The organism is Thioclava sp. F28-4 (assembly GCF_002020045.1).
In the GTDB taxonomy this organism is placed as follows: domain Bacteria; phylum Pseudomonadota; class Alphaproteobacteria; order Rhodobacterales; family Rhodobacteraceae; genus Thioclava; species Thioclava sediminum.
The window spans coordinates 373054-397818 of record NZ_MPZQ01000001.1 but is presented as its reverse complement, the minus strand read 5'-3'; the positions used below and the strand labels follow the sequence as shown (position 1 = coordinate 397818).

Genomic DNA, 24765 nt, shown 5'->3' with positions numbered 1-24765 from the left:
GCGCGCAGCCGCGCGCGTGATGTCTTTCGGCGCGCCCTGGTTCCTCAGGGCGCGCCTTGGTTTCTCTCAAAATTAATTGAGCGAACCAGAGCCGCAGTCACTAGTTGTCTCCCCGAACCGCGACACGAGACGTCGCAAAGTTTTAACGAGGAGAACCCGATGACCCGCAAGTTCAACATTATTCTGTCGACGACCGCTCTCGCTGCCACGCTCTCGCTGGGCACCATTGCAAGCGCCGCAGATGGCGTGACCACCGGTGGCTCGTCCGAAAACGGCCAATACGGCCTGGTCGACTACAAGATGCAGATCGTGCCGAATGACCAGACCTCCGACGGCACCGCGCCCGCGGTCAACGTCACCTCGGGTGGCGACGTCAACAACACCGCTGGTGTCGCGGGCGAGAAAGTCGGCGTTACGATGACCGACCAGACCTCCAACGGCGAAGAGTCGATCCCCGCCGAGAACCAGCTGAACAAAGATGCCGGCATCGTCGGCAACAAGGTCCAGACCGGCGTCAACGATGCAGTCGTGTCCTCGGACGGCGCTGCAATCGGTACGATCGAGAAAGTCATGAACATGGGCGACAGCGACGAAGTCTATGTCCGCACCGACGACACGCTCGACACGACCGTTTCGATGTTCAAGATCACCGTTCCGGCCTCCGAAGTCGGCTCGGGCAAGCTGATGCTGAATGCGAGCCTGTCGGACATTCTCTCGACGCTCGAAAAGCAGCAAGACCAGAAGTCGTAATCTAACGATCTTCGCTAGAAGACCCTTTGCGGTGCGCACGGTTCCTCCCCTCCGTGCGCGCCGTTTTTTGCATGTCCGGCGACGTGCGCGCTGCGTTCCCCCTTTCCCCTTCGTATTGGTTCAAATATCCCGGGGGTGCGGGGGCTGGCCCCCGCGATAGAACGACGTGATAGAGCGACGAAAACGCGAGGCGGTCCCGCTGCCCTTGCGCGAGGCGACAGGAGAGACCCATGATCCCGGTGCAGGGCTTTGACGGACAGAAGGTGGCGGTGCTCGGGCTCGGGCGCTCGGGTCTGGCGACGGCGGCCGCGCTGCGCGCAGGCGGGGCCGATCCGCTGTGCTGGGACGACAGCCCCGAAGGCCGCGCCCGCGCCGAGGAAGCGGGCTATAGCTGCCGCGACCTGACGCGCCACGGCGCTTTCGAGGAGGTCGCAGCCCTGATCGTCTCGCCCGGTATCCCGCATCTCTACCCCAAGCCCAACCAGGTTATTTCGGCGGCGATGGAGGCGGGCGTGCCCGTCGATAACGATATCGGCCTGTTCTTCGCCTCCTGGGCCACTGATGATTTCATGCGCTACGATCAGGCGCCGCGCACGATCTGCGTCACCGGCTCGAACGGGAAATCCACGACGACGGCGCTGATCCATCACATTCTGGAAGAGGCCGGGCGACCGACCCAGATGGCGGGCAATATCGGGCGCGGCGTGCTCGATCTGGAGCCTGCCGAGAATGGCGAAGTGGTGGTGCTGGAGCTGTCTTCCTATCAGACCGATCTGGCGCGCGCGCTGACGCCGGACATCGCGGTCTTCACCAATCTCTCGCCCGACCATCTCGACCGCCACGCGGGCATGGGCGGCTATTTCGCGGCCAAGCGTCGTCTTTTCGCGGAAGGAGGCCCGGATCGCGCGGTGATCGGCGTCGATGAGCCCGAGGGCGTCTATCTCGCCAATCAGATCATGATGGGTCGCAACGATGACCGGCTGATCCGGGTGTCCTCCGCGCGCAAGCTGGGCGACTGGGGCTGGTCGGTCTACGCGCGCAAAGGGTTCCTCAGCGAATGGCGCAAGGGCAAGCAGGTGGCCTCGATCGATCTGCGCGACGTGACCGGGCTGCCCGGCGCGCATAACCACCAGAACGCCTGCGCGGCCTACGCCGCCGTGCGCGCGCTGGGAATTGCGCCGCGGGTGATCGAACAGGCGTTCCATTCCTTCGCCGGTCTGCCGCATCGCAGCCAGACCGTCGCGGAGAAGCGTGGGGTGCGCTGGGTCAACGACTCCAAGGCAACGAACACCGACAGCGCCGCGAAGGCGCTCGAGGCCTTCCCGAACATCCGCTGGATCGCGGGCGGTCTGGGTAAGGAGGGCGGGGTGGCCTCACTGTCCGAGCATCTCGGCGCGGTGAAAAAGGCCTACTTCATCGGCCATTCCGCGCGCGATTTTGCGCTGGAACTGGCCGTCGAGCATGAGATTTGCGAAACGATGGAAGCCGCCGTCGCCGCCTGCGCCCGCGATGCCGAAGAGGGCGACACGGTGCTGCTGGCGCCTGCGGCGGCCAGCTTCGACCAATATCCGAATTTCGAGAAACGCGGCGATCATTTCGCGCAGCTCGTGGACGCGCTGCCCGGCTGAGGTTTGGGCGTCTAAGCCGTCCGCTCTCACATCTCGCGACAACGGCAGTCCCGCTTCGGGGCTGCCGAATGCCCCGCTGCCTCTTCTGTCTCCTTCTCCGTACTCGGCCTGTAGCTCGAACGGTGTGGCGTCCTGAACGGCGCCGTTCGTCCTTATGCGCCAAACCTCCGAAACAAGACAAAAATCGCGCCCCGCGTACTGAGTCGCGGCGGCGCCCCAGTTGCATGCTTCGGCAATCAAACGGCGTATCTGGCGTCCAGATTTCGGCATCTCTGACAAGAAATACAACTCTTGATTGTTATTTCGCGACGCTGAACCGATGCCGCGGCGTCAAAACGCTCGCAATCTGAATCTTGGCTGCCCGGCTCAACAGGGGACACGGGGCCAGATTTAAACGCCGGGGTGGGCCGGCATTTCAGAAACGGAGAAAGACCATGAAACTGTTCAAACTCGCTTCGCTGCGCCGTCTGAAGTCCGACGAAGAGGGCGTCACTGTCGTCGAATACGGGATCGCGCTGGCGGTGGCCGTTGGTATCGGCTCGGCGATCTATACGACGCTCGGTACCGCGGTGCACGGGGAAATGCTGTCTGGCGCCCAAATCATGGATTCGACGGCAACCGGCGCCTACGGCAACTGATGCCGCGTCTTTCGCTCAGGGCGACCGTCACCGCGTTGCCCTGGGCCACTCAACTCATTTCATGAAACGGAGAGCGCCATGCGTATCGCATCTTTGCTGACCTTCACTGCAGGACTCGCCGTGGCAGGTGGCTCGGCTTACCTGGCGCGCGATTTCTTCGAGGCGAAATACAAACGCGACCTTGCCGCCGAGCGCGAAGGGCTCGTCGAGGTACTCGCCGCTGCACAGAACATTCCCTTCGGTCAGACCATCGAGGCGCAGAAGCTGACTTCGATCTCCTGGCCGAAAGAGGCGCTGCCGCCGGGTGTCTTTACCGATTACGCGGCCCTTCTGCCCAAAACGGGCGGAGAGCCACGCCGCGCCCGTGCCGAGATCGCGCAGGGCGAGCTTATCCTCGCCTCCAAGGTCTCGAACTACGGCGAGAAGGTCACCATCGTTCAGACCCTCGGCCCGAACAGCCGCGCCATGGCAATCGAGGTCAACGCCTCGAGCGGCGTGGGTGGCTTCGTGACGCCGGGCGACCGCGTCGACGTGATGATGACCCGCGGCAAGAACGAGTCGCTCAAGACCGTGACGATCCTTCAGGACGTTCGCGTCATCGGGGTCGATCAGGAAGCCGATGAGAAGGTGAAAACCCCCGGCGTGGCGCGCACTGTCACCGTCGAGGTCTCGCCCGATCAGGGCCAACGCCTCGCGCTGGCGCAGAAGGCGGGCACGCTCAGCCTGACGCTGCGCACGCTCGACGAGGCCGAGAGCGATCCGCTGCCCTCGATCGGCTTGGCCGATATTCTCAGCGAGCGGTCCGCGAACAAGCTCGAACCCACGCCCGTGCGCACGGTGACGATCCGGCGCGGCACGGAAGTGACCCATACGACGGTCAAGTGAGGTTCGGGGTCGATGGGGCGCATCCAGAACAGCATCCGGCGTTTCGCCCGAGAGGAAGACGGGACGATCCTCGTCTTCTTCGGGGCGAGCCTCGTGGTGGTGCTCGGTCTGGTCGCGCTCTCCTTCGATCTGGGCCGGCTCGGCAGCACCCGCTCGGAGCTGCAATCCTTCGCGGACTCGGTGGCGCTGGCGGCTGCGGGCGAACTTGACGGCAATTCCGACGCGATCACCCGCGCCAATGCGGCCGCTCAACTCATCGTCGACAGCCAGACTTTCGCGACTGGCTCGCAGGTGCTGGGGGCTGCGAACGATGTGACCCTGACCTATCTCAGCGCACTGCCGGACAGCGATAGCGACGCGACAAACGCAGTGACCACCGATCCCGCGAAGGCCGCCTTCGTGCGGGTCGATGTCGATGAGCGCGAAGTTCCGGGCGTTTTCGCCGCCGCTTTTACCACGATGGGCGGCTATGACGCGTTCGACGGTTCGGCCACGGCGCAGGCGGTGGCGGGGCTCGAAATCCTGGCCTGTGACGTGACGCCCTTGATGTTCTGCGTCCCGCCCGGCTTCGATGCGGAAAAGGATATCGGACAGATGATCCTGCTGCGCTCGGGCGGGGGCGGTGATGCCGCGTGGGGGCCGGGCGATTTCGGGTTCCTTGATCCGAATGGCGCGAAAATCGATGACGAGGGGCCTTGCGCCAAGAAATCCGGCGCGCAGCTCGACGCCTGCCTGCTCGGCGCCGTCAGCAAGATCACCCAATGCTTCAACCAGCGCGGCGTCGATCTCGAACCGGGCCAGAAGGAAGGGCGCAACGCGGCGATCTTCAACGTGCGCTTCGACATGTATCAGTCGATCATGAACGGGCTGAGCAACGATCCCGATTACGCGCCCGCGCCGAATGTCATCAAGGGGATCGTCGCCGCCAATCCGAGCGGGAAGGATGGCACGACGTCGAATGGCGGCGGAAAAAACACCTGCATCAAAGAAAATGAAGAGCTTTCGCCCGACACGGTCGGCCTGCCGCGTGACGATTGCTTCATGGAGGGGGCCGCTGAGCCCTGCGGGCGTTTCGGCGATGGCGACTGGTCGCAGGGCCGCATCACCTACATGCAGAAGAATTACGGGATCGACATCACGGCAGAAGGCGCCACGGATCCCTTCGCGGATGCCGAAACCCGGTACGATCTCTATCTTGCCGAGATCGCGGCGGCGGCTGGCGGCGACATTCTATCCGGGCGCGCCGAGACGGGCCTGCCGAGCTGCGCGCCCGCTGCCGCCCCCAATGCCGACCGCCGCGTGCTGATCGTCGCGGGCATCGATTGCAGCGCCGAGACGGGCACGGTGATCAAGGGCGCGGCTTCCGGCGTGCCGGTCAAGGAATTCGTCAAAGTCTTCCTGACCGAACCGGTGGGCGAGGACGGATCGAGCCCGCCGACGATGGATATCTGGGGCGAAGTGATCGGGTCCGCCAGCAATGGCGACCAAGAGGAGCTGGGCACAGGCGGCATGGTCCGCGACGTCGTCCAGCTTTACCGGTGAGCGCGATGCGGTGGTTTCGCGCATATCGCCTCCGCGCCCCGCGCCGGATCTGGCGCAACGATGAGGGCGCGCAGCTGGTGGAATTCGCGCTGGTGCTTCCGCTGATGCTCATCCTCTTCGCGGCGATCATCGAGAGCGGGCGGATGTTCCTCGCCTACCAGACGGTGATCGGCGGGGTGCGCGACGCGAGCCGCTACCTCGCCCGGATCACCCCGCGCAGCATCTGCGAAACCGGCGGCAGCGTCGATGGTCAGGCGGAGACGCTCGCGAATATCGTCGGCAACGCGATCACCGGCGGCAGCGTTCTGGGGAGCGGGATTACCGTCACGACGGTCGAGCCGAGCCTCGATTGCATCGAAGGCAGCTATCGTTTCGGCGATGCGCCGATCGTCGAAGTGGCGGCGAATGTCACGATCACCTTCCCCTTCGCCGGTCTCTTCACCCTGATCACACCGTCGACGCTCGGCACCGTCACCACGACGATCGCCGACCAGAACCGGGTCTTCGGCTCATGACCGGGCCGCTCGCATATCACGCGCGCGCACTGCGCCGCTTCCTGCGCGACGAGGAGGGCGCGACCCTCGTCGAGTTCACGCTGGTCTTCGGCCTCTACCTGCTGGTGTTCTTCGGGCTTCTGGATTTCGGGCGCCTGGCCTTTCACTACGTGAACATGCAGCGCGGGTTGCAGGTCGCGGCGCGACTGGCAGCGGTGCGTCCGGCGGCATGTGCCGGCGTGCCGGAGACGAACGAGCGCGGCGTGACGCCGAAAGACGAGACCGAGCCGCAATTCGGTACGAATTGCAGCGCCAAGAGCTGGGTCTGCGCGGCGCCCGCCACGGTGAGCTGCTCGGGCGCGACGACGAATGCGACCGTGGCCGAGATCTGGCCGATCGTCGCCCCGGCGCTGCCCAATGGCTCGACCGCGGCGAACCTGTCCTTCAGCTATTCCTACGATTCCGAGCTTGGATTTCTCGGCGGGCCCTATGTGCCGATGGTCACCGTCGAATTGCAGAATGTGAGCTTCCAGTTCGCGACGCCGCTGGGCGCGCTGGTGGGGCTCGTGACCGGCACTGCCGATGAAAATCTTGATGCAGATATCGCCTTCCCGAGCATGAGCACGTCGATGCCGGGCGAGGATCTCGCGCAGGGCGCGGGAAGCTAAAGCAAGGGGAGACATGAAATGACCCGTAGAACCAAACCGATATTCCTGGTGCCCGAGCCGAGCGCGCGCGACCTTGCCGCGCCCGCCAAGCGCCGGCTGACCTTTTCCGCCGAGGCCGAGCGCCTGACGCATGCACGGGCGCCTGACGAAGAGGGGCAGGTCATCGCGGTCGCGCGCAGCCGCGGCGGGATCGGGGCCACGATGCTGGCGGTGAATCTCGCCCATCAACTGGCCGCCCAAGGGGTGAAGAAAGGCCAGGCACCGCGCCGCGTCGGGCTGATCGACCTCGATCTGCAATTCGGCATGGTCGCGGGTTTCCTCGATCTCGATCCGAGCCCGGCGCTCTACGACATGGCGCGCAGCGGGGCGGTGCCGGACGAGACCTTCCTCGATCAGTCGATCCAGTATTCGAAAGACGGGCTGGAAGTGCTCTGCGCCCCCGCCGCTTTCGCGCCGCTCGGGGCGCTCGGGGCCGATCAGGTCACCGAACTCATCACCCTGATGCAGGCGCGCTGCGATTACGTCGTCGTCGATCTGCCGCATGCGCTGATCGATTGGGTCTCGCCGGTGCTGGCGCGCGCGTCGTTGATGTATCTGGTGACCGATCTCGCGGTGCCTTCGCTGCAGCAGGCCCGCCGCCTGATCGACGCCTATCACGAGGAGAACCTCGCGCTGGAGATCGAAGTGGTAGTGAACCATCAAAGCCGTCCGCTGATGCGCTCGCGGGTGCAGCAGGAGGCGGCGAAGGCGCTAGATCGCGATCTGAGCCACTGGTTGCCCGACGACCCGCGCGCCGCCAAGGAGGCTGCCGATCGCGGCGTGCCTCTTGCGCGGATCGGGCGGCGCTCTGCGCTGTCGAAAGCGATTGCCGGTTTGGCGAAGGGGCGGCTCGCACAGAGCGCAGCCCGGACGAATTGAGGGGGAGCACGAGATGTTTCGCAATTTCACGGATCGCGGGTCGAAACCGACCGAGACCGAAAAGGTGATCCCGCTCGGCAAGCCCTATGCGGGCGGCCCGCCGAAAGACGCGCGCGAGATGGCCGCACAACAGGTTACGCCCAAACCGCCCGTGGCAGAGGTCGACGAAGACGCGCAGCGTCGCGCGCTGGAACTGAAAAGCCGCCTGCATGACGCGCTTCTGGACCGGCTCAACCTGTCGATGCTCGACAAGGTCGTGCCCGAGGAGCTGCGCCGCGAAGTGGCGGCGCTGGTGAGCGAAGAGCTGCGCGACGCGAAAACGCCGCTGCGTGCGGAGGAGTTCAAGGCGCTGGTCGACGAGCTTCTCAACGAAGTGCTGGGGCTCGGCCCGCTGGAGCCGCTGCTGGCCGATCCGTCGATCAACGACATTCTCGTCAATGGCTGCAACCGCGTCTTCGTCGAGCGCCACGGCGTCCTCGAGCGCACGGCGGTACGCTTCCGCGACGAGCGCCACCTGCTACGGATCATCGACAAGATCGTCTCGCGGGTGGGGCGCCGGATCGACGAGAGCAACCCTTGGGTCGATGCGCGGCTCGAAGACGGCAGCCGCGTGAACGCGATCATCCGGCCCTGTGCGATTGACGGGCCGAGCCTGTCGATCCGCAAATTCGCGCGCCAACCCTATACGATGGAGCGGCTCGTCGAGACTGGGATGATGACGGGGGCTGCGTCGCGGTTCCTCCACGGGCTGGTGCATGCCCGCAAGAATATCCTGATCTCGGGCGGTACCGGCTCGGGCAAGACGACGCTCTTGAACGCGATTTCGGCTGCCATCGACCCGCGCACGCGGATCGTGACGATCGAGGACGCCGCCGAATTGCAGCTGCAACAGGAGCATGTGGTGCGGCTGGAAACCCGCGCGTCCAATCCGAACGGGCAGGGCGCGGTGATCCAGCGCGATCTGGTGAAGAACGCGCTGCGGATGCGCCCCGACCGGATCATCGTCGGCGAGGTGCGCGGCTCGGAAGCCTTCGACATGTTGCAGGCGATGAACACGGGCCATGACGGCTCGATGACCACGGTCCACGCCAATTCCGCGCGCGACGCTCTGGGACGGATCGAGCAGATGGTGACGATGATCGGCCTCGACATGCCGCTCAACGCGATCCGCTCGCAGATCGCCTCCGGCCTCGACATCGTCGTGCAGATCGCGCGCATGTCCGACGGTCGCCGCCGGGTGCTCTCGATCTCCGAGATCACCGGGCAGGAGGGCAATATCGTGATGATGCAGGACATCTTCACCTTCCGCAAAACCGGCACCTCCGCCGATGGCGTGATCGAGGGCGAGTTCACCGCGACCGGCCTGCGCCCGCGTTGCCTCGAAGACCTGATCGCGGCGGGTGTCGCGGTCGATCCGTCCGATTTCAAGATGCGGGGGAACTGAGCCATGTGGGAGATCATCGAAAAGGACCTCGCCGCCTATGTCGCCTATAGCGGCATCGCGCTTGGCGTTCTGCTGGCGCTGACGGGCGGCCTGCACCTGCTCAACCGCACCGAGACCAGCGGTGAGGCCAAGAGCCGCCGGATGAAGATGATCGCGAAGGGGCGCGACACCGAGGAGATGCTCGCGCTGCTCAAGCCCAACCCGCGCAAGGGCTGGATCGCCCGGCTGCCGAAGCGGTTCGATCTGCCGCGTCTGCTGCATCGCGCGGGCTTCCGGATCGGGCCGGACAAGTTCCTGCTGATCTGCGCCGCGCTTGCGATCGGGAGTTTCGTGCTGGCGCTTGCTCCGCTCGGCCCGCTGCGGGCGGCCTCTGCGGCTGTGACGATCGGGCTGGCGCTGCCCTTCATGGTGCTGCGCTCGCGGGCGACGCAACGGATGAAAGTGCTGACGAGCCAGCTGCCTGATGCACTCGACATGCTGGCGCGGGGCCTGAAGATCGGCCACCCGCTGAATATGTCGATCGGCGCCGTGGCCGAGGAGATGCCCGATCCGATCGGCACCGAATTCGGCATCATCTTCGATCAGGTGACCTATGGCGAAGACCTTCCCGACGCGGTGCTGGAATTCGCCGAGCGGGTGGGGCTGGAAGACGCCGACTATCTCGCGGCCAGCATCGGTATTCAGCACGGTACGGGCGGTGATCTCGCCCGCGTGCTCGAAGTGCTGGCGGCGACGACGCGGGGTCGTATCTCGATGCGGCGCAAGATCCGCGCGATCTCGGCGGAGGGGCGCGCCTCGGCGTGGTTCCTGACCGCGCTGCCCTTCATCATGTTCGGCTTCACCTCGCTGATTTCGCCGAATTACTACGGCGAAGTCGCCGATCACCCGATGTTCCGCACGATGGCGATCATCGTCGTCACGCTGATCATCCTGAACGCCGTGGTGCTGCGCCGTCTGGTGCAGTTCCGGATCTGAGCCGGGGAGAGAGACCATGTTGATGACACGGATCGAGGATTTCGCGCTTCGGATGGGCATCGCGCCCGAGACGCTTCTGGCCGCCGGGATCGGCTTCGGCCTGCTGCTTCTGATCGTCGGGCTTCAGGCCGCCTTCCAGCGCGACCGCGCCGCCGAGCGCATCGCGGCCATCGGCGGGCCGAAAACGGGGGGGCGCGCCGAGCATGGCTATCTCAAGGCGCCGGAGGCACGTCCGGGCCAGATCCTGAAGGCCTTCGTGCCCGCCGACCGCCAGACCCGCTCCAAGCTGGAACGCAAACTTGCGCAGGCCGGGCTTTCCGGCGCGAGCGCATTGCGCCGCTTCACCCTGGTCCGGATCGCGCTGGGGATCGGCCTGCCGGGCATTTTCATGGGGCTTCTGTTTGCCGCGCGCAGCCCCGAAATAGGCCTGCCGATGGGGCTGGATGCCCGTCTCGGCAGCCTGAGCGGCATGGCGACCTATCAGATCCTGACCGGGCTCGTCGCAGGCGGCTATCTGCTGCCGCTTATGTGGCTCAACAGCCGGATGCGCGAGCGGCGGCTGCGGATCGAAGAGAGCTTCCCGAACGCGCTCGATCTGATGCAGGTCGCGATCGAGAGCGGCATGGGGTTCGATGCGGCGATGACCCGCGTGGGCAACGAGCTTGCGGAGACGTCGCCGGAGATTTCCTTCGAGTTCCTCTCGGTGCAGCGCCAGGTTCAGGCCGGGCGCGAGCGCGAGGCGGCACTGCGAGACATGGCCGACCGGACCGGGGTCGAGACCGTGCGTGCCTTCGCCAATGTCGCAAGCCAGTCGCTGCGCTTCGGGGCCTCTATGGCACAGGCGTTGACCACCTATGCCGCGGATCTGCGCGGCATTCGTGAGATGCGGGCCCAGGAAAAGGCCAATCGCCTGCCGGTGCAGATGTCAGGGGTTCTGGCCTCGTTGATGCTCCCGGCGCTGATCCTCATCGCCGTTGGCCCGGTGGTGATTCGCTATTTCGTGAATTACGCGCAGTAAATCGAATCGTTTCCAAATTCGATCTTTTCCCAAGGCATTGTTTACGGACAATTTTTTAGGCCGAAATGTCGACTTAAATGCCGAATATGCAACCTTTGATTGCAGTGGGTGTCAATAGAATCATCCACAGGGGGCTGTGGATATAGTCCAAATGGCTAGCTTAGGAATTAACGCATTTAGGGGTTACGCTTAGAGATGGTCTACGCGCTGTCACGCACATAAGTGGGCCACATATAATAGTTTCTGGGGATGGTGGGGACCATGCGGGACTATGGGACAGCCGGGGCTTCGCCCGGGCAAGAGCGCGCTATCGAAGCGGGCATGATTGGGGCCGTTGCACAGTGGTGTGAGTGTCTGCACGGGACGAACCCGCTGCGTATGGCGTTGAGATATCTGACCGACAGTATCGGGGCCGAGGCCGTCATATTGGCGCGCTATCCGCGGGATGCGGGCGCATCGGCACGGGCGTTGGTCCATGACAGGGCGCGATCCGGCTGCCGGATCCCGCTGGAGCATAGTTTCGCAGGTGATCTGCTTGGCGATTATCTCGACAAGGCCAAACGGGGCTCGACCTGGTATCGCTCGATGCAGGACGAGGACGTGCCGCAGGCGGTCGCTTCGGCACTGGCCCGGCGCAACCTCGTCGAAATGGTCGTCATCCCGCTCGAGATCAGCGACCGCTGGGTCGATACGCTGGAGCTGCATTTCACCGAGAAGCTGCGCCAGTATCAGCAAGCGGTGCTGACCACGCTCGGCGATACGCTGAGCCGCACCTGGCACAACCGCGCCCGGGGTATGTTCACCGAGACCTTGCTGAAATCGGCCGCCAAACAGGCCGCGCCGCTCATCGGCTCGCCGATCCTGAGCGCGGACAACCCGGCGCGTCTGAGCCGTTCGGAATATCGCGTCTGCCTGCTGCTGCGTCACGGCCAGTCGCCCGATCAGATGCTCGCGGAGCTGGGGATCAAGGAATCCACCCTGCGCACCCATCTGAGCAATCTCTACGCCAAGACCGGCGCGCGCAATCTGGCGGAACTGACCTTCCAGCTTGTCTCCGAACTGCCCTTCGAACTCGCCGGCGCCAGAGCCGGACGGGTCGCATGACCGGGCAGCTCCTGCCGCTGGCGGCGCTGGCCCCGGTCTTGATCTGGGTCGCGCTCAGCGATCTGCGCGAGATGCGCATCCCGAACAAGATCGTGCTGATCACGCTTGGCTTCTTTGCGCTCTGCGCCCCGTTTCTGGGCCCGCACGAACTGAGCCTGCGCCTTGCCGCGGGCGCGATCACCTTCCTCGTCGGCTACGTCTTTTTCGTGCTGCGCGCCTTCGGGGGCGGGGACGTGAAATTTCTCGCGGCCCTGATGCTATTCGTACCCTCTGCGGCGATGGGGGAGTTTCTTATCGCCTTTTCCGTCGCGCTTTTTGCGGGCTCGGCGCTGACGATGGGGTTGCAAAGCGCGCCGGTGGCGACGCGGCTTGGGCCCCGTTTGGGTTGGAAAAGTTGTTACGCACGGGGAAAGCTCCCGATGGGCGTCTCGATCGCGCTTGCGGGTCTGGCTTTGCCTTATCTGGTCGGCGGGTAGGCCCCGCCAAGGGAGGACCTATGTCACGCAAGATTTGGACCAAGTCGCTCGGAGTGGTCGCTCTGGCATTGTGCACGGTCAGCGCACCACTCCTCGCCGACGAAACGAAGCCCGACGTCACCGAACGCGCGCAGGCGCTCGTCTGGGGCTCTGGCGATGTGAAACCCGATCCACAGGCCGGGCTTTCGATGTTGGAGGACGCCGCGGCGCAAGGCGATCCCGAAGCGGCTTTGGCCGCAGGTAACCTGCTCCTTTGGGGCGGTCCTGTCGCTGCGGATCGTGATCGTGCCGTCGGCTATCTCGAACAGGCAGTCGAAGCTGGCAACTGGGAAGCGCACCGTCTGTTGGGCAAGCAGCTGATCGGCGGCTGGGCTTTGCCACGCGACACTGCGCGCGGGGTCGACCTGCTTGAGACGCAGATTGCAAAGGGCGATGCGAAAGCGGCGCTGATCTTGGGCGAGGCCTATCTCTACGGAACGGGACTGCCGCGCGATTATGCCAAGGCACGCGACCTGTTCGAGACCGCAGCAGAGGCGGGCGACGCGACCGGATTGTGGAAATACGGTGAGGCGCTGATGTGGTCGCAGCGTGATCCGAAGACAGCGCAGGCGTTTCTCGAACGCGCAGGCGCGGCGGGTGTCGATGGCGCCTATGCGACGCTGGCCGAGGGCGCGATGTATGGCTATCTCGGTGGCGGCAAAGCGTCGCGCGCGAAGTTCGACGGCTATGCCAAGGCCGCCCGCGCGGCGGGAAACGAACGGATCGAAGTGCTCGACGCCACGCGTCGCATCTGGGGCATCTCGATGCGCGGCGATGGCAAACAGGCGGTGGCGCAACTGCGCGAGGCTGCCGAAGCGGGCAACAAGACCGCAGCGCGCTATCTGGTCGGCCTTTTGCGCGACGGCAATTCCTATAACGTCCGGCGCGATCCCAAAGGGGCGGCGGACTTCCTTGACGCGCATAGCGATCTGTTCACGCCCGAAGAACGTGCGAATTACGCGATGACGATCCGTGTGGCGAGGCATCGGCACGATGCCGATTTCGCACCGCTCGCGGGAGAGATCGCGCCCGCCCGGGCGAAGATGAATGCCGCAGAGGCTCGCGATCTTTTCAAGGCCAATCCTCGGCTCGCGGTCTATATGATCCAGAAAGACCTTGCCGATAAGGGGCTGTATCGCGGCCCGCTCGACGGGTTTGCCGGGCGCGGAACGCTGCGCGCGATGGAACGCGCCTGCGGCGGAATGTCGGGCGATATGGCCTGCCGTGACGGAGTTCTGGCGCCCGAGATCGTCGGCGCGATGCTGCGCGAAGGGTGGGGCTCGTAAGTGACATCGAAGGTTCTGGTCACCGGCGGCGCGGGCTTCATAGGCTCGCATTGCTGTAAGGCGCTGGCTGCGGCGGGGCACGCCCCCGTCGTCTTCGACGATCTGTCGCGCGGCCATGCCGATGCGGTGCGCTGGGGGCCTCTCGTCGAGGGCGATCTGCGCGACCGGGATCTGGTGGAGACGGCGCTCAAGGAGCACCGGATCGACGCTGTTATCCATTTCGCGGCGCTGGCCTATGTCGGCGAGAGCGTGGCCGAACCCACCCGCTATTACGACGTCAATCTGGGTGGGATGACCGCTCTTCTGGGCGCGATGCAGGCGGTGGGGCTGGACAAGATCGTCTTCTCGTCGAGCTGCGCCACTTATGGCACGCCCGAGACGCTGCCGATCTCCGAGGACACGCCGCAAAACCCGATCAACCCCTATGGCCGCAGCAAGCTTATCTGCGAATGGATGCTGGAAGATGCCGCAGCCGCGACCGATCTGCGCTTCGCGGCCCTGCGTTATTTCAACGCGAGCGGCGCTGACCCGAGCGGCGAGATCGGCGAGCGGCACGACCCGGAGACCCATCTGATCCCGCTGGTGCTGCGCGCGGCCTCGGGGCAGGGACCGGCGGTGAAGGTCTTCGGCACGGATTATCCAACGCCCGACGGCACCTGCATCCGCGACTACATCCATGTCGACGATCTGGCCCGCGCGCATCTTCTGGCGCTCGATCACCTGCAGGGCGGCGGCGATAGCCTGAAACTGAACCTCGGGACGGGGCGAGGCGCGTCGATCCGCGAAGTGATCGCCTCGGTTGAGCGGGTGACGGGGCGCAGGGTGCCCTTCGAGGACGCCCCACGCCGCCCCGGCGATCCGGCGGAACTGGTGGCCGATCCAACGCGGGCGCGCGAGGCTCTGGGCTTTAGCGCGCGCTACCGTGAACTTGACGAGATCGTGTCCCATGCCGCCCCGTGGTTCGGCCTCTGACCTCGGGTTCTCGCTCTGCCGGGGTTGAGCCTGCCGCCCAGCCATCTATCTTGCGCCTCAACGCAATTCAGGAGGCTCTCATGGCAAGCGACGCAATCGATCCGCAACTTCTCGACCGGCTGGCCGAGGTTGCCGTGCAGGTGGGGCTGAACCTGCAAGACGGTCAGGATCTGGTGTTGACCGCGCCCGTCGAGGCGCTGCCGCTGGTGCGCCGGATCGCCGCCGAAGCCTATCGCGCGGGCGCAGGCACCTTCACCCCGATCCTGAGCGATGGTCAGATCACGCTGGCCCGCTTCGAGAACGCGAAGGACGAAAGCTTCGACCGCGCGCCCGACTGGCTCTATCAGGGCATGGCGAAGGCCTATGAGGCCGGCGCGGCCCGCATGGCGATCGTCGGCGAAGACCCGATGCTGCTATCCGAACAGGACCCGGAGAAAGTCTCGCGCGCAGGCAAGGCCAACTCCATCGCCTATAAACCGGCGCTGGAGAAAATCTCGAATTTCGAGATCAACTGGTCAATCGTCTCCTATCCGACCGTGGCCTGGGCCAAGCGCGTTTTCCCCGATCTGCCCGAGGACGAAGCTGTGGGCAAACTGGCCGACGCGATCTTCGCCGCCTCGCGCGCCGATCAACCCGATCCCGTCGCGGCTTGGGAGGCGCATAACGCGGCCCTGCGCAAGCGCCGCGACTGGCTGAACGAGCAGCGCTTCTCGGCGCTGCATTTCACCGGCGGCGGCACCGATCTGACCGTGGGCCTCGCCGACGATCACGAATGGAGCGGTGGCGCCTCCGAGGCCAATAACGGCGTCGTCTGTAACCCGAACATCCCGACCGAAGAGGTCTTCACCACGCCCCATGCCGCGCGCGTCGACGGCGTCGTTCGCGCGACCAAGCCGCTGTCGCATCAGGGCAGCCTGATCGAGAATATCGAGATGCGCTTCGAGGGCGGCAAAGTGGTCGAGGCGAAGGCCAGCCGCGGCGAGGCGGTACTGCAAAAGCTGATCGACACCGATGAAGGCGCGCGCCGTCTGGGCGAGGTCGCGCTGGTGCCGAACGGCTCGCCGATCTCGGCCTCGGGGCTGCTGTTCTACAATACGCTCTACGACGAGAACGCGGCCTGCCATATCGCGATGGGGCAGTGCTATTCGAAATGCTTCATCAATGGCGGCGAGCTGAGCGAGGACGAGGTCGCAGCCAAGGGTGGCAACAGTTCGATGATCCATGTCGATTGGATGATCGGCGGCCCCGAGACCGATATCGACGGCATCAAGCCCGACGGCACGCGCGTCCCGGTCTTCCGCAAAGGCGAATGGGCCTGATAGGTCGTAGAACCTGACAAAGTATAGCGCCCGGCACGCCAATTGATGTGTCGGGCGCTTATTTTTTGTGCGAACGTGAGGGATTTCGCCTCATCTCGCGCAGTTCGATGCGCCCGGCGTAGGATGGCACCGCTGAGCGCGGGCGCTGCTTGACGGAAACGGAAACTGGGCGAAATCTGAATATACGGGTCGGGCTTGGCCGACCCTCTTGGGCAACTCGCGCACCCTTGCGCTGTGTGAAGGGCCGCCCGGTCGACGCAGATTTTCGATCCTCCTCCCCGAAAACGCGTTCAGGCCGGGCGGTGCCCAGCCTGACCAGCAAGAAATCGAGCTTTCCGCCCGCTTAGTTCCCCGTATCGAGGCTCTTCGAAATCAGTTTTTCGCGGTTCTGCGCGAGCGAGGGATGGATCAGCGCGTTCTCGATCGCGGCAACCTGCGTGAAGCCGATGTCGTTGAGCTTCTTCCCGTTAGTAAACTCCGCAGCCCGGGCTTGGTCGAGCATGCTGAGATGCGGATCGGCCGGCATGAAATAGGCCGGGTCGGACCCGCTCGAGCTCTGCTTGGGCGACTGCGATTGCGGCCCAAGGTCAGCGGGCGGCTGCGACGTGACACCGGCTTGCGCGATCCCGACGCCAAGGCCAAGCGCCACTGCAAGGCTGCAACCGAAAGTAGCGGCGGTAAAACGGGTCGTCATAGGCAGTTTCCTCATTTCTTCTTCAGGGCCATACGGATCAGCGTTTCCTTCGCCGTGCGGTCGGCATTCTGAACCAGTGCTTCCTTGATCTGCACGATCTGGCGGTCAGTCAGGTTGGACAGGTCGACATTGCCGACGAGGAAATGCACGCGTTGGATCTCCAGCGCATTGAGCGGCTGCTGCTGCGCGGCGGCCAGCGACGGCAACGCGGCGCAGGCGAGGGCGGCGATCAGGGCGATCGATTTCATCATGAGTCTCCTCAGGGTGCTCTTCCCAACGAAAATGCAGTTGCGCGCGCGTGGGACAAGCGTGGTCGCGCGCAAGTTTCGGTGAAGGTCGCTTGCCCTATGCGTCAAGATGGGGATTCACATCGCGAATTCATCATGATACCGTAACTATTAACAAGCAGAGGGCAGACATAAGCTCTCGCGAAATACGGGCAGGATCGAGGCAATGAAGGCGGGCTATCAGGGCACCTTCGTCATTTCATGGGCGCAGACGGAAATCGACGGCACTCCGGTGCCGCCACTTGAGGTCGTGACCGTGGGGGCATGTTGGCGATGGACGGGGCAGGCGATTTGCGTGGACGGGCCCAATGATCGGCTCATCTTGCACAATGCGCGCGGCGATGCGGAGCGGCGCACGAAAGCCGCCCGCGCGGTGCGTCGCCTGCTGGGCGAAGCGGTGGGACATCCGCGAACGCTCGACGATCCCGACGAGACCGAGACGCCCAATCAAAGCTTTACCGTGACCGATGGCTATCACGCCTATGTCGTCACGCTGATCGAGCTGGCCGAAAGCGGCACGCGCATCCTGATGTTCGCCGGTCGGATGCCGCCGGTGGACAGCGATCTGTGGGTGGTCGACCGGGCGCTCGACCTGCGCCCGAAAGCGGCGCGGCAGGGGCCCGCGGGTGTCATCTGTTTCACCCCCGGCACGCTGATCGAGACCGACCAGGGCCGCCGCCCGGTCGAGGCGTTGCGCGAAGGCGACCGCGTGCTGACCCGCGATGACGGGGCGCAGCCGATCTGCTGGATCGGTCGGCGCGACATCTCGGGCGCGCGGCTCCACGCGATGCCGCATCTGCGCCCGGTGCGGATCTCGGCAGGGGCGTTCGGCATCGCACGACCCGATCGCGATCTGATCGTGTCGCCGCAGCACCGGATGCTGGTGCGCGGGCGCGCGGCGCAGGCGCTGTTTGCCGAGGACGAGGTGTTGGTGCGCGCCTGCGATCTGGTGAATGGCCGCCAGATCCGCTTCGAGGGCGCGCTGCGCGGTCTGAGCTACATCCATCTTATGTTCGAACGCCATCAGGTGCTGACCGCGAACGGTCTGGAAACCGAAAGCTTCCACCCGGCCTCCACCCGGCTCGAGATGATCGCCCGCGACCAGCGCGCCGGGCTCGAAGCGCTGGTGCCCGAGGTCGAGGAAAATCCGCTCAGCTACGGCGCCTTCGCGCGCCGGGCGCTCAAGCCCTCCGAGGCTGCGATCCTGCGCCACGATCTGGCCGCCTGAACGAGCAAAACCGCTGGAAATCGCTGCAGGCTTGGGCTGTGCGTCAGATGCACGGCTTCGTGCGCATTTTGCGCCTTTTCTCTGCCCGAACGTCGCCTTAGCTTCGGGACAAAGGAGATATCAATGACCAGACCCGTCGTCGGCATCATCGGCAATAGAGGCCTCGTAGGTGACCGCTATCCCGTCCATGAAGGTGGGCAACTCAACTCGGAAGCGGTGAGCAAGGTCTCCGATTGCATCCCGCTGCTGATCCCCGCCGATCCCGAATATGTGTCCGTTCAGGAGTTGATGGAGGTCTGCGACGGCTTCCTCCTGACCGGCGGGCGCCCGAACGTCCACCCGCATGAATATGGCGAAGAGCCGACCGAGAAGCACGGCACCTTCGACCGTGCCCGCGACGCGATCACCCTGCCGCTGGTGCGGGCCTGTGTCGAGAACGGGCAGCCCTTCCTCGGCATCTGCCGGGGCTTTCAGGAGGTCAACGTCGCGATGGGCGGCACGCTTCACCCCGAGATCCGCGAGCTTCCGGGGCGATTGAACCACCGGATGCCGCCGGAGGGGACGCTCGAAGAAGGGTTCTCCAACCGCCACATGGTCACGCTCACCCCCGGCGGCCGGTTCGCGCGTCTCTTCGGCGCGGATGAGGTCGAGACCAACACGCTGCACGGGCAGGGCGTCTGCACCGCCGGTACCCGGATTGTGATCGAAGGGCGCGCCCCCGATGGTACGCCCGAGGCGATCTATGTTAAGGACGCGCCGGGGTTTACCCTATCGGTGCAATGGCATCCCGAATGGCGTGCGGCGGAAGATCCGGTCTCGCGCCCTCTGTTCGAGGCATTCGGCGATGCGGTGCGTGCTTGGGCGCGCGGCGAACGGCCCGCCGCCTGCGTCGCCTGAGCCGCTAAGACAAAACGGAGAGAAAGATGAAACGCTCGCGCGTGAACGAAATCATGGCCGCGGCCGAGGAAATGATCCAGGAATTCGGCTTCCGCCTGCCGCCTTTCGCATGGTGGAGCCCGGCCGAGTTCAAGGCGCGCCTGCCGCAGGCGCAGCGCATCGTGGAAGCCGCGATGGGCTGGGATATCACCGATTACGGGCAGGGCGATTTCGACAAGCTGGGCCTGTTCCTCTTCACCCTGCGCAACGGCGATCTGCGCGACCTTCAGGCGGGCCACGGCATGGCCTATGCCGAGAAGCTCCTGATCTCGCGCAAGGACCAGATCAGCCCGATGCACACCCATATCATCAAGGCCGAGGACATCATCAACCGCGGCGGCGCAGACCTCGCGATCGAGCTCTATGGCTCTGACGCGGATGGCAAATTCGACGAGAGCGCAGGCGGGCAGGTGATGTGCGACGGCGTCCCGCGCAATTACGCGCCCGGCGAGGTGCTGATCCTGCGCCCCGGCGAGAGCGTGACCCTGCGGCCCGGTGACTGGCATGCCTTCTGGGGCGAGGGGGGCGACGTGCTGATCGGCGAGGTTTCGACCGTCAATGACGACAATACCGACAATATCTTCCGCGAAGATATCGGGCGCTTCTCCGAGATCGAGGAAGACGAAGCGCCGCGCCACCTGCTGGTCAGCGACTACGACAAGTTCCTGTATTCATAAGTACTTACTGGCTTCCTTGCGGGCGAAAGGCTTGAGCCTTTCGCCATGCTCGGCCAGCCAGGCCTGCACGCGGGCCGGGTCTTTCTTGCTCAACTCGCGCAACCACCACGCGATGGCCTTCTGGATGAACCAGTCGCGATCCTCGGCCAGTTGCGCCGCCCAGCCCAGAACCTCGTCGCGCACCGCCTCGTCCTCGGGCTTGGGATTGCGCTGCTTGGTCCAGGGCAGGGTGAAGACGAAGGCCGCGCGCCGCGTCCACATGTGATCCGAGCGCACCCAGTCGGCCACCTCGTCGAGCCGCGCAGGCTCGGCCTGAAGCCGTTTCGAGCCCGCCTTGGCCGCGTGATCGGCAATCGCCCAGGCGTCGAATTGCGGCACCCAGCTCGCGATCAAGTCCCATGCGGCATCATCGGGGCGCAGCCGCGCCTGCGTCAGCAGCTTGGCGGCCGCGATCCGCGCCTCGTGAATGTCGCTGTCCCAAAGCCCGCGGGCGAGTTCGACCCGCCCCGGAACATCAAGCTGGCCACGCCACAGCGCGACCATGTCCTCGATCGCCGGAACGGAAACGCCCAGATAGCGCCGCTCCGCCTTGTGATAGGCGGCCATCTCGGCGGCTTTCTCGGCATCCGCCCAGCTTTCCAGCGCGAAAAGCGCGTCTTCCAGCGTGGGTGGCGGGCCGAGCGGCTCGCCCGTATCGTCTTCCTCGGCGAAGGCCTCATAGTCCGCATCCGAAGCCGCATAGGCCTCGGCCTCGGCGCGCAGCCGGGCGTCCTCCACCGGGTCGAGCGGCGCGTAATCCGCCGCGCGCGGCCGCGCGACGCGTTTCTTGCCCCGCTTGCGGCTCATTCGACCGTCACCGATTTGGCGAGGTTGCGCGGCTGGTCCACGTCGGTGCCTTTCGCGACCGCCGTGTGATAGGCGAGCAGCTGCGCCGGAACCGCGTAAAGGATCGGCGCGAAAGGTTCCGCAATATCAGGCATTTGCAGCGTGCCCCAGGTGCCATCCTGCGCCGCGCTGATGCCCTTGGCATCGGAGACCAGCAGCACCATCCCGTGGCGCGCCATCACCTCCTGCATGTTCGACACGGTCTTGTCGAAGAGCTTGTCATAGGGCGCCATAACGATCACTGGCACGGTGCGATCGATCAGCGCGATCGGCCCGTGTTTCAGCTCGCCCGAGGCATAGCCTTCGGCATGGATATAGCTGATTTCCTTGAGCTTCAGCGCCCCTTCCAGTGCCAGCGGATACATCGCGCCGCGTCCGAGGAAGAGAATGTCCTGCGCCTCTGCGAGTTGCTCGGCGAGATGCGCGATCGGCTCGGAGATCGACAGGGCCTGATTGAGCAGGCCGGGCAGGGCGCGCAACGTATCGGCATGGGCGCTAAGCGTGGGCCCGTCGGTGACGTCCCGATCACGGCCCGCTTTCAGCGCCATCACGGCCAGAACCAGCAGCTGCGCGGTGAACGCCTTGGTCGAGGCCACGCCGACCTCGACGCCCGCGAAGATCGGCAGCATGATGTCGGCTTCGCGCGCGATGGAGGAGGTGGGCACGTTCACCACGGCCACGGTTTTCGCAACGCGCTCGGAGCAATAGCGCAACGCGGCCAGCGTATCGGCGGTCTCCCCGGACTGGCTGACGAAGACGGCGAGGCTGCGCTCGGACAGGGGTGGCTCTCGGTAGCGGAATTCGGAAGCCACGTCGATCTCGACCGGGATCCGGGCGAAGGTCTCCAACCAGTATTTCGCCACCGCGCAGGCATAATGCGCCGTGCCGCAGGCGATCAGGATAATCCGGTCGATGTTGGAAAAGTCCAACTCTTCCGGCAGATTCAGCCCGGTTTCGGGCAGATAATGTCGCAAAGCGTCAGCCAGCACGACGGGCTGCTCGGCGATTTCCTTCGCCATGAAATGCTTGTAGCCGCCCTTTTCGACCTGCGCCTGACCCAGATCGATGCGGCTCTCGTCGCGGTTCGCACGGCGGCCCTCGGCGTCGAAAATCTCGGCGCCTGCGCGGGTGACGAATGCGTAATCGCCCTCTTCGAGGTAGGTGATCCGGTCGGTCATCGGCGCGAGCGCGATCGCGTCCGACCCCACGAACATCTCGCCATCACCATGCCCGATCGCGAGCGGCGAGCCCTTGCGCGCCGCGATCAGCAGATCGTCCTCACCGTCGAAGAGCCACAGCAGCGCGAACGCCCCTTCGAGCTTGCCAAGCGTCGCGACGGCGGCCTCGCGCGCATCCATGCCGCGATCCATGAACATCCGCGTCAGCAGCGCGACGGTTTCGGTATCCGTCTGCGTCTCCGGGGTGATCCCGGCCTCGGCCAGCTCGGCCCGCAGCTCGCGGAAGTTCTCGATGATGCCGTTATGCACGACCGCGACGGGGCCGGAGCGATGCGGATGCGCATTGCCCTGGGTGGCAGCCCCATGGGTCGCCCAGCGGGTATGGCCGATGCCCGACTTGCCCGGCAGCGGCTCATGCACCAGCAAATCGGACAGGTTCCACAGCTTGCCCACCGCCCGGCGGCGGTCCAGCTTGCCTGCATTTACCGTCGCGATCCCGGCACTGTCATAGCCGCGATATTCCAATCGCTTGAGGCTCTCAACGAGCCAAGGGGACACTTCGTGCTTCCCCAAAACGCCAATAATTCCGCACATTTATCAATCTTTCTTCATGCGACGCGCTTTCTCCGCGCGCAGTTTCGCAAATAGTTTCGTAGCGAGGCCCGGACGGTTCACCTGCTCGGACCGTTCGATCGCGATCGCCTCGGCAGGGACGTCTTTCGAGATCACCGATCCCGAGCCGGTCAGCGCGCCGTCGCCCACCGTGACCGGGGCCACCAGCATCGTGTCGGAGCCGATGAAGGCATTCGCGCCGATGGTGGTGCGATGCTTCATGACCCCGTCGTAATTGCAGGTCACCGTGCCCGCGCCGATATTCGTATGCTCCCCGATATCGGCATCGCCCAGATAGGTCAGATGGCCGACTTTCACACCCTCGGCGAGGATCGCGTTCTTCACCTCGACGAAATTGCCGATATGCACGTCCTCGGCGAGTTCCGCGCCGGGGCGCAGACGGGCGAAGGGACCGATCGTCGCCCCACGCGAGATGTGGCAGCCTTCGAGATGGCAGAAGGCCTCGATCACCGCACCGGATTCGATGGTCACATCGGGGCCGAACACGACGTTCGGGCCCAGCACGACATCGCGGCTGATATAGGTGTCGAGCGCGAACCAGACGCTGGTGGGCTCGACCATGGTCACGCCGTTTTCCATCGCCTCGGCGCGCATCCGCTCCTGGAACAGGGCCTCGGCGCGGGCAAGCTCGGCGCGGGTGTTGATGCCCAGCGTTTCGGCCTCGTCACAGGTCACGACCTGCGCGGTCAGACCCTTCTTGCGCGCGGCTTCGACGATATCGGTGAGGTAGTATTCGCCCGACGCGTTCTCGTTCGACAGCCCCGCGACCAGTTCGGTCAGAAGCACTGCGTCACAGGCGATAACGCCAGAGTTGCAAAGGGTTATGCCGCGTTCTTCATCCGTGGCATCCTTGAATTCCACGATCCGATCCAGCGTGTCGCCCTGCGCCACCAAGCGCCCATAGCGGCCCGGATCGGCCGCCTCGAAGCCGAGCACGGTCACCGCCGCATCGGACGCGGCCAGCCGCTCCAGCGTCTCTGGCCGGATGAAGGGCGTGTCGCCGTAAAGCACGATCACGCGGCCGTCGAACCCGTCGAGCGCGGGCAGGGCCTGTGCCACCGCGTGGCCGGTGCCGAGCTGTTCTTCCTGAAGCACGATCTGCGCCTCGGGATCGACCTTCGCGACGGCTTTCTTCACCTTGTCGGCACCGTGGCCCGCAACAACGATCACGGTCTCGGGTTCGAGCGCACGTCCGGCAGCCAGTGCATGCGCCACCAGCGGCGCGCGGCCCACCTGATGCAGCACCTTCGGCAAGTCGGATTTCATGCGGGTGCCCTGTCCCGCCGCGAGGGTGATCAATGCAATCGCCATTAGAAACCTTTTCTTCTGCTCGGCCCCGTTTTAACCATTGGCTTGCTTGCCGCAAGTGGTGCGTCTTCACGCTTCCTTTCGCGGTGTTACGGAAGGAGCAACAGGCAATGCGCACAGTGGTTTTCGACCTCGACGGGACTTTGGCGGATACCTCCGCCGACCTGATCGCGGCGGCTAATTCCTGCTTCATGGCGCGCGGCCACGCGCCGCTTCTCGATCCGGCGGGGGACGCGCTGACCGCCTTCCATGGTGGCCGTGCGATGCTGAAGGCCGGCTATGGGCGGCTGGGGCTGCCGGAGGCGGAGATCGCCGAGCTGGTCGAGGCCGATTATCACCCGCTGCTTGCGCATTACGGCGAGAATATCGACCGCCATACGCAGCTTTATCCCGGCGCGGAGGCGGCGGTGAAAACGCTGCGCGATCAAGGCTTTGCGACGGCTGTCTGCACCAACAAGCCCGAAGGTCTCGCGCGTGATCTGATCGACCGGCTCGGGATCGCCGCGCTTTTTGACGCGCTGATCGGCGCCGATACGCTGCCGCTGCGCAAACCTTCGCCAGATCCCTATCTCGCGGCGGTCGAGCGGGCCGGGGGCAAGCTGGAAACCTCGCTGCTGGTGGGCGACACCAACACCGATCGCGAGACCGCCCGCGCCGTCGGCGTGCCCTGCGTTCTTGTGACCTTCGGCCCAGAGGGGCGCGGCATCGAACGGCTCGCGCCCGAGGCGCTGCTCGATCATTTCGACGATTTGCCCGCGCTTGCCGCGCGGATGCTCGGGTGAT

The 24765-nt window shown here is 65.0% G+C and carries 25 protein-coding genes; 20 read left to right on the top strand and 5 right to left on the bottom strand.

All coding sequences use genetic code 11. The annotated features are described in order from the left end of the window. Positions 1 to 159 precede the first annotated feature (159 nt). The 16 genes from BMI87_RS01895 (at position 160) to BMI87_RS01820 (ending at position 16156) form a co-directional block, all read left to right on the top strand. The gene (locus BMI87_RS01895) at positions 160 to 750 is read left to right on the top strand and encodes a hypothetical protein (RefSeq protein ID WP_078519466.1); all 591 of its coding nucleotides are present in this window, start codon (positions 160 to 162) and stop codon (positions 748 to 750) included. Positions 751 to 980: 230 nt separating this feature from the next. Further along, positions 981 to 2378 (top strand): UDP-N-acetylmuramoyl-L-alanine--D-glutamate ligase, encoded by a 1398-nt coding sequence (gene murD, locus BMI87_RS01890; protein WP_078519465.1) that lies wholly within the window; start codon positions 981 to 983, stop codon positions 2376 to 2378. Positions 2379 to 2812: 434 nt separating this feature from the next. Further along, on the top strand, positions 2813 to 3016 hold the full coding sequence (locus BMI87_RS01885; RefSeq protein ID WP_078519464.1) for a Flp family type IVb pilin: 204 nt from the start codon (positions 2813 to 2815) through the stop codon (positions 3014 to 3016). 78 nt (positions 3017 to 3094) lie between these two features. Beyond that, positions 3095 to 3901, top strand: a complete 807-nt coding sequence (gene cpaB / locus BMI87_RS01880; protein ID WP_078519463.1) for a Flp pilus assembly protein CpaB — start codon at positions 3095 to 3097, stop codon at positions 3899 to 3901. A gap of 12 nt (positions 3902 to 3913) precedes the next feature. After that, positions 3914 to 5443: a pilus assembly protein TadG-related protein gene (locus BMI87_RS01875; protein ID WP_078519462.1), complete on the top strand. Its 1530-nt coding sequence runs from the start codon at positions 3914 to 3916 to the stop codon at positions 5441 to 5443. A 5-nt stretch (positions 5444 to 5448) separates the two neighbouring features. Continuing rightward, on the top strand, positions 5449 to 5958 hold the full coding sequence (locus BMI87_RS01870) for a TadE/TadG family type IV pilus assembly protein (RefSeq protein WP_078520009.1): 510 nt from the start codon (positions 5449 to 5451) through the stop codon (positions 5956 to 5958). Further along, on the top strand, positions 5955 to 6605 hold the full coding sequence (locus BMI87_RS01865) for a TadE/TadG family type IV pilus assembly protein (RefSeq protein WP_078519461.1): 651 nt from the start codon (positions 5955 to 5957) through the stop codon (positions 6603 to 6605). The genes BMI87_RS01870 and BMI87_RS01865 overlap by 4 nt, the downstream gene beginning before the upstream one ends. Positions 6606 to 6623: 18 nt before the next feature. Continuing rightward, positions 6624 to 7523 (top strand): hypothetical protein, encoded by a 900-nt coding sequence (locus tag BMI87_RS01860; protein WP_078519460.1) that lies wholly within the window; start codon positions 6624 to 6626, stop codon positions 7521 to 7523. A gap of 13 nt (positions 7524 to 7536) precedes the next feature. Continuing rightward, positions 7537 to 8967, top strand: coding sequence for a CpaF family protein (locus BMI87_RS01855; protein ID WP_078519459.1), 1431 nt, complete (start codon positions 7537 to 7539; stop codon positions 8965 to 8967). A gap of 3 nt (positions 8968 to 8970) precedes the next feature. Then, positions 8971 to 9942, top strand: a complete 972-nt coding sequence (locus BMI87_RS01850; RefSeq protein WP_078519458.1) for a type II secretion system F family protein — start codon at positions 8971 to 8973, stop codon at positions 9940 to 9942. A 16-nt stretch (positions 9943 to 9958) separates the two neighbouring features. Continuing rightward, positions 9959 to 10960: a type II secretion system F family protein gene (locus tag BMI87_RS01845; RefSeq protein WP_143593837.1), complete on the top strand. Its 1002-nt coding sequence runs from the start codon at positions 9959 to 9961 to the stop codon at positions 10958 to 10960. A 378-nt stretch (positions 10961 to 11338) separates the two neighbouring features. Further along, positions 11339 to 12064 carry a helix-turn-helix transcriptional regulator gene (locus BMI87_RS01840; RefSeq protein WP_168175142.1) on the top strand — a complete coding sequence of 242 codons (726 nt, stop codon included), beginning with the start codon at positions 11339 to 11341 and terminating at the stop codon, positions 12062 to 12064. After that, positions 12061 to 12540, top strand: a complete 480-nt coding sequence (locus tag BMI87_RS01835; RefSeq protein ID WP_078519456.1) for a prepilin peptidase — start codon at positions 12061 to 12063, stop codon at positions 12538 to 12540. The genes BMI87_RS01840 and BMI87_RS01835 overlap by 4 nt, the downstream gene beginning before the upstream one ends. 20 nt (positions 12541 to 12560) lie before the next feature. Continuing rightward, the gene (locus BMI87_RS01830; RefSeq protein ID WP_078519455.1) at positions 12561 to 13865 is read left to right on the top strand and encodes a tetratricopeptide repeat protein; all 1305 of its coding nucleotides are present in this window, start codon (positions 12561 to 12563) and stop codon (positions 13863 to 13865) included. Next, complete coding sequence (gene galE / locus BMI87_RS01825) at positions 13866 to 14837, top strand: UDP-glucose 4-epimerase GalE (RefSeq protein ID WP_078519454.1); 972 nt, start codon at positions 13866 to 13868, stop codon at positions 14835 to 14837. 80 nt (positions 14838 to 14917) lie between these two features. Further along, on the top strand, positions 14918 to 16156 hold the full coding sequence (locus tag BMI87_RS01820; RefSeq protein ID WP_078519453.1) for an aminopeptidase: 1239 nt from the start codon (positions 14918 to 14920) through the stop codon (positions 16154 to 16156). 343 nt (positions 16157 to 16499) lie between these two features. On the opposite strand, the gene BMI87_RS01815 is transcribed toward BMI87_RS01820, so the two are convergent. After that, positions 16500 to 16850, bottom strand: coding sequence for a hypothetical protein (locus BMI87_RS01815; RefSeq protein ID WP_078519452.1), 351 nt, complete (start codon positions 16848 to 16850; stop codon positions 16500 to 16502). An 11-nt stretch (positions 16851 to 16861) separates the two neighbouring features. Then, positions 16862 to 17098, bottom strand: coding sequence for a hypothetical protein (locus BMI87_RS01810; RefSeq protein WP_146681481.1), 237 nt, complete (start codon positions 17096 to 17098; stop codon positions 16862 to 16864). 205 nt (positions 17099 to 17303) lie between these two features. Between BMI87_RS01810 and BMI87_RS01805 the strand changes: the two genes are divergently transcribed. The 3 genes from BMI87_RS01805 (at position 17304) to BMI87_RS01795 (ending at position 19978) form a co-directional block, all read left to right on the top strand. Further along, positions 17304 to 18365: a Hint domain-containing protein gene (locus BMI87_RS01805; protein WP_078519450.1), complete on the top strand. Its 1062-nt coding sequence runs from the start codon at positions 17304 to 17306 to the stop codon at positions 18363 to 18365. A 123-nt stretch (positions 18366 to 18488) separates the two neighbouring features. Next, positions 18489 to 19262, top strand: coding sequence for a gamma-glutamyl-gamma-aminobutyrate hydrolase family protein (locus BMI87_RS01800; RefSeq protein WP_075774454.1), 774 nt, complete (start codon positions 18489 to 18491; stop codon positions 19260 to 19262). Between the two features lie 26 nt (positions 19263 to 19288). Beyond that, a complete protein-coding gene (locus BMI87_RS01795) occupies positions 19289 to 19978 on the top strand; it encodes a D-lyxose/D-mannose family sugar isomerase (RefSeq protein WP_078519449.1) in 690 nt (229 codons plus the stop codon). Here BMI87_RS01795 and BMI87_RS01790 read toward each other — a convergent pair. Genes BMI87_RS01790 through glmU form a run of 3 tightly spaced genes read right to left on the bottom strand, consistent with a single transcriptional unit; the run spans position 19973 to position 23985 of the window. After that, complete coding sequence (locus BMI87_RS01790; protein WP_078519448.1) at positions 19973 to 20824, bottom strand: DNA alkylation repair protein; 852 nt, start codon at positions 20822 to 20824, stop codon at positions 19973 to 19975. The two genes, BMI87_RS01795 and BMI87_RS01790, sit on opposite strands and share 6 nt — an antisense overlap. Next, positions 20821 to 22635, bottom strand: coding sequence for a glutamine--fructose-6-phosphate transaminase (isomerizing) (gene glmS / locus BMI87_RS01785; RefSeq protein ID WP_078519447.1), 1815 nt, complete (start codon positions 22633 to 22635; stop codon positions 20821 to 20823). Before glmS ends, BMI87_RS01790 begins: the two co-directional genes overlap by 4 nt. Before the next feature lie 3 nt (positions 22636 to 22638). Beyond that, the gene (glmU, locus tag BMI87_RS01780) at positions 22639 to 23985 is read right to left on the bottom strand and encodes a bifunctional UDP-N-acetylglucosamine diphosphorylase/glucosamine-1-phosphate N-acetyltransferase GlmU (RefSeq protein ID WP_078519446.1); all 1347 of its coding nucleotides are present in this window, start codon (positions 23983 to 23985) and stop codon (positions 22639 to 22641) included. A gap of 107 nt (positions 23986 to 24092) precedes the next feature. Between glmU and BMI87_RS01775 the strand changes: the two genes are divergently transcribed. Further along, positions 24093 to 24764, top strand: coding sequence for an HAD-IA family hydrolase (locus BMI87_RS01775; protein ID WP_078519445.1), 672 nt, complete (start codon positions 24093 to 24095; stop codon positions 24762 to 24764). The last annotated feature ends 1 nt before the right edge of the window (position 24765 follow it).

Excerpts from the sequence above, each read along its gene's own strand:
- BMI87_RS01895 (WP_078519466.1), top strand. The coding sequence starts at position 160 with ATGACCCGCAAGTTCAACATTATTCTGTCGACGACCGCTCTCGCTGCC.
- murD (WP_078519465.1), top strand. The coding sequence starts at position 981 with ATGATCCCGGTGCAGGGCTTTGACGGACAGAAGGTGGCGGTGCTCGGG.
- BMI87_RS01885 (WP_078519464.1), top strand. The coding sequence starts at position 2,813 with ATGAAACTGTTCAAACTCGCTTCGCTGCGCCGTCTGAAGTCCGACGAA.
- cpaB (WP_078519463.1), top strand. The coding sequence starts at position 3,095 with ATGCGTATCGCATCTTTGCTGACCTTCACTGCAGGACTCGCCGTGGCA.
- BMI87_RS01875 (WP_078519462.1), top strand. The coding sequence starts at position 3,914 with ATGGGGCGCATCCAGAACAGCATCCGGCGTTTCGCCCGAGAGGAAGAC.
- BMI87_RS01870 (WP_078520009.1), top strand. The coding sequence starts at position 5,449 with ATGCGGTGGTTTCGCGCATATCGCCTCCGCGCCCCGCGCCGGATCTGG.
- BMI87_RS01865 (WP_078519461.1), top strand. The coding sequence starts at position 5,955 with ATGACCGGGCCGCTCGCATATCACGCGCGCGCACTGCGCCGCTTCCTG.
- BMI87_RS01860 (WP_078519460.1), top strand. The coding sequence starts at position 6,624 with ATGACCCGTAGAACCAAACCGATATTCCTGGTGCCCGAGCCGAGCGCG.
- BMI87_RS01855 (WP_078519459.1), top strand. The coding sequence starts at position 7,537 with ATGTTTCGCAATTTCACGGATCGCGGGTCGAAACCGACCGAGACCGAA.
- BMI87_RS01850 (WP_078519458.1), top strand. The coding sequence starts at position 8,971 with ATGTGGGAGATCATCGAAAAGGACCTCGCCGCCTATGTCGCCTATAGC.
- BMI87_RS01845 (WP_143593837.1), top strand. The coding sequence starts at position 9,959 with ATGTTGATGACACGGATCGAGGATTTCGCGCTTCGGATGGGCATCGCG.
- BMI87_RS01840 (WP_168175142.1), top strand. The coding sequence starts at position 11,339 with ATGGCGTTGAGATATCTGACCGACAGTATCGGGGCCGAGGCCGTCATA.
- BMI87_RS01835 (WP_078519456.1), top strand. The coding sequence starts at position 12,061 with ATGACCGGGCAGCTCCTGCCGCTGGCGGCGCTGGCCCCGGTCTTGATC.
- BMI87_RS01830 (WP_078519455.1), top strand. The coding sequence starts at position 12,561 with ATGTCACGCAAGATTTGGACCAAGTCGCTCGGAGTGGTCGCTCTGGCA.
- BMI87_RS01820 (WP_078519453.1), top strand. The coding sequence starts at position 14,918 with ATGGCAAGCGACGCAATCGATCCGCAACTTCTCGACCGGCTGGCCGAG.
- BMI87_RS01815 (WP_078519452.1), bottom strand. The coding sequence starts at position 16,850 with ATGACGACCCGTTTTACCGCCGCTACTTTCGGTTGCAGCCTTGCAGTG.
- BMI87_RS01810 (WP_146681481.1), bottom strand. The coding sequence starts at position 17,098 with ATGAAATCGATCGCCCTGATCGCCGCCCTCGCCTGCGCCGCGTTGCCG.
- BMI87_RS01805 (WP_078519450.1), top strand. The coding sequence starts at position 17,304 with ATGAAGGCGGGCTATCAGGGCACCTTCGTCATTTCATGGGCGCAGACG.
- BMI87_RS01800 (WP_075774454.1), top strand. The coding sequence starts at position 18,489 with ATGACCAGACCCGTCGTCGGCATCATCGGCAATAGAGGCCTCGTAGGT.
- BMI87_RS01795 (WP_078519449.1), top strand. The coding sequence starts at position 19,289 with ATGAAACGCTCGCGCGTGAACGAAATCATGGCCGCGGCCGAGGAAATG.
- BMI87_RS01790 (WP_078519448.1), bottom strand. The coding sequence starts at position 20,824 with ATGAGCCGCAAGCGGGGCAAGAAACGCGTCGCGCGGCCGCGCGCGGCG.
- glmS (WP_078519447.1), bottom strand. The coding sequence starts at position 22,635 with ATGTGCGGAATTATTGGCGTTTTGGGGAAGCACGAAGTGTCCCCTTGG.
- glmU (WP_078519446.1), bottom strand. The coding sequence starts at position 23,985 with ATGGCGATTGCATTGATCACCCTCGCGGCGGGACAGGGCACCCGCATG.
- BMI87_RS01775 (WP_078519445.1), top strand. The coding sequence starts at position 24,093 with ATGCGCACAGTGGTTTTCGACCTCGACGGGACTTTGGCGGATACCTCC.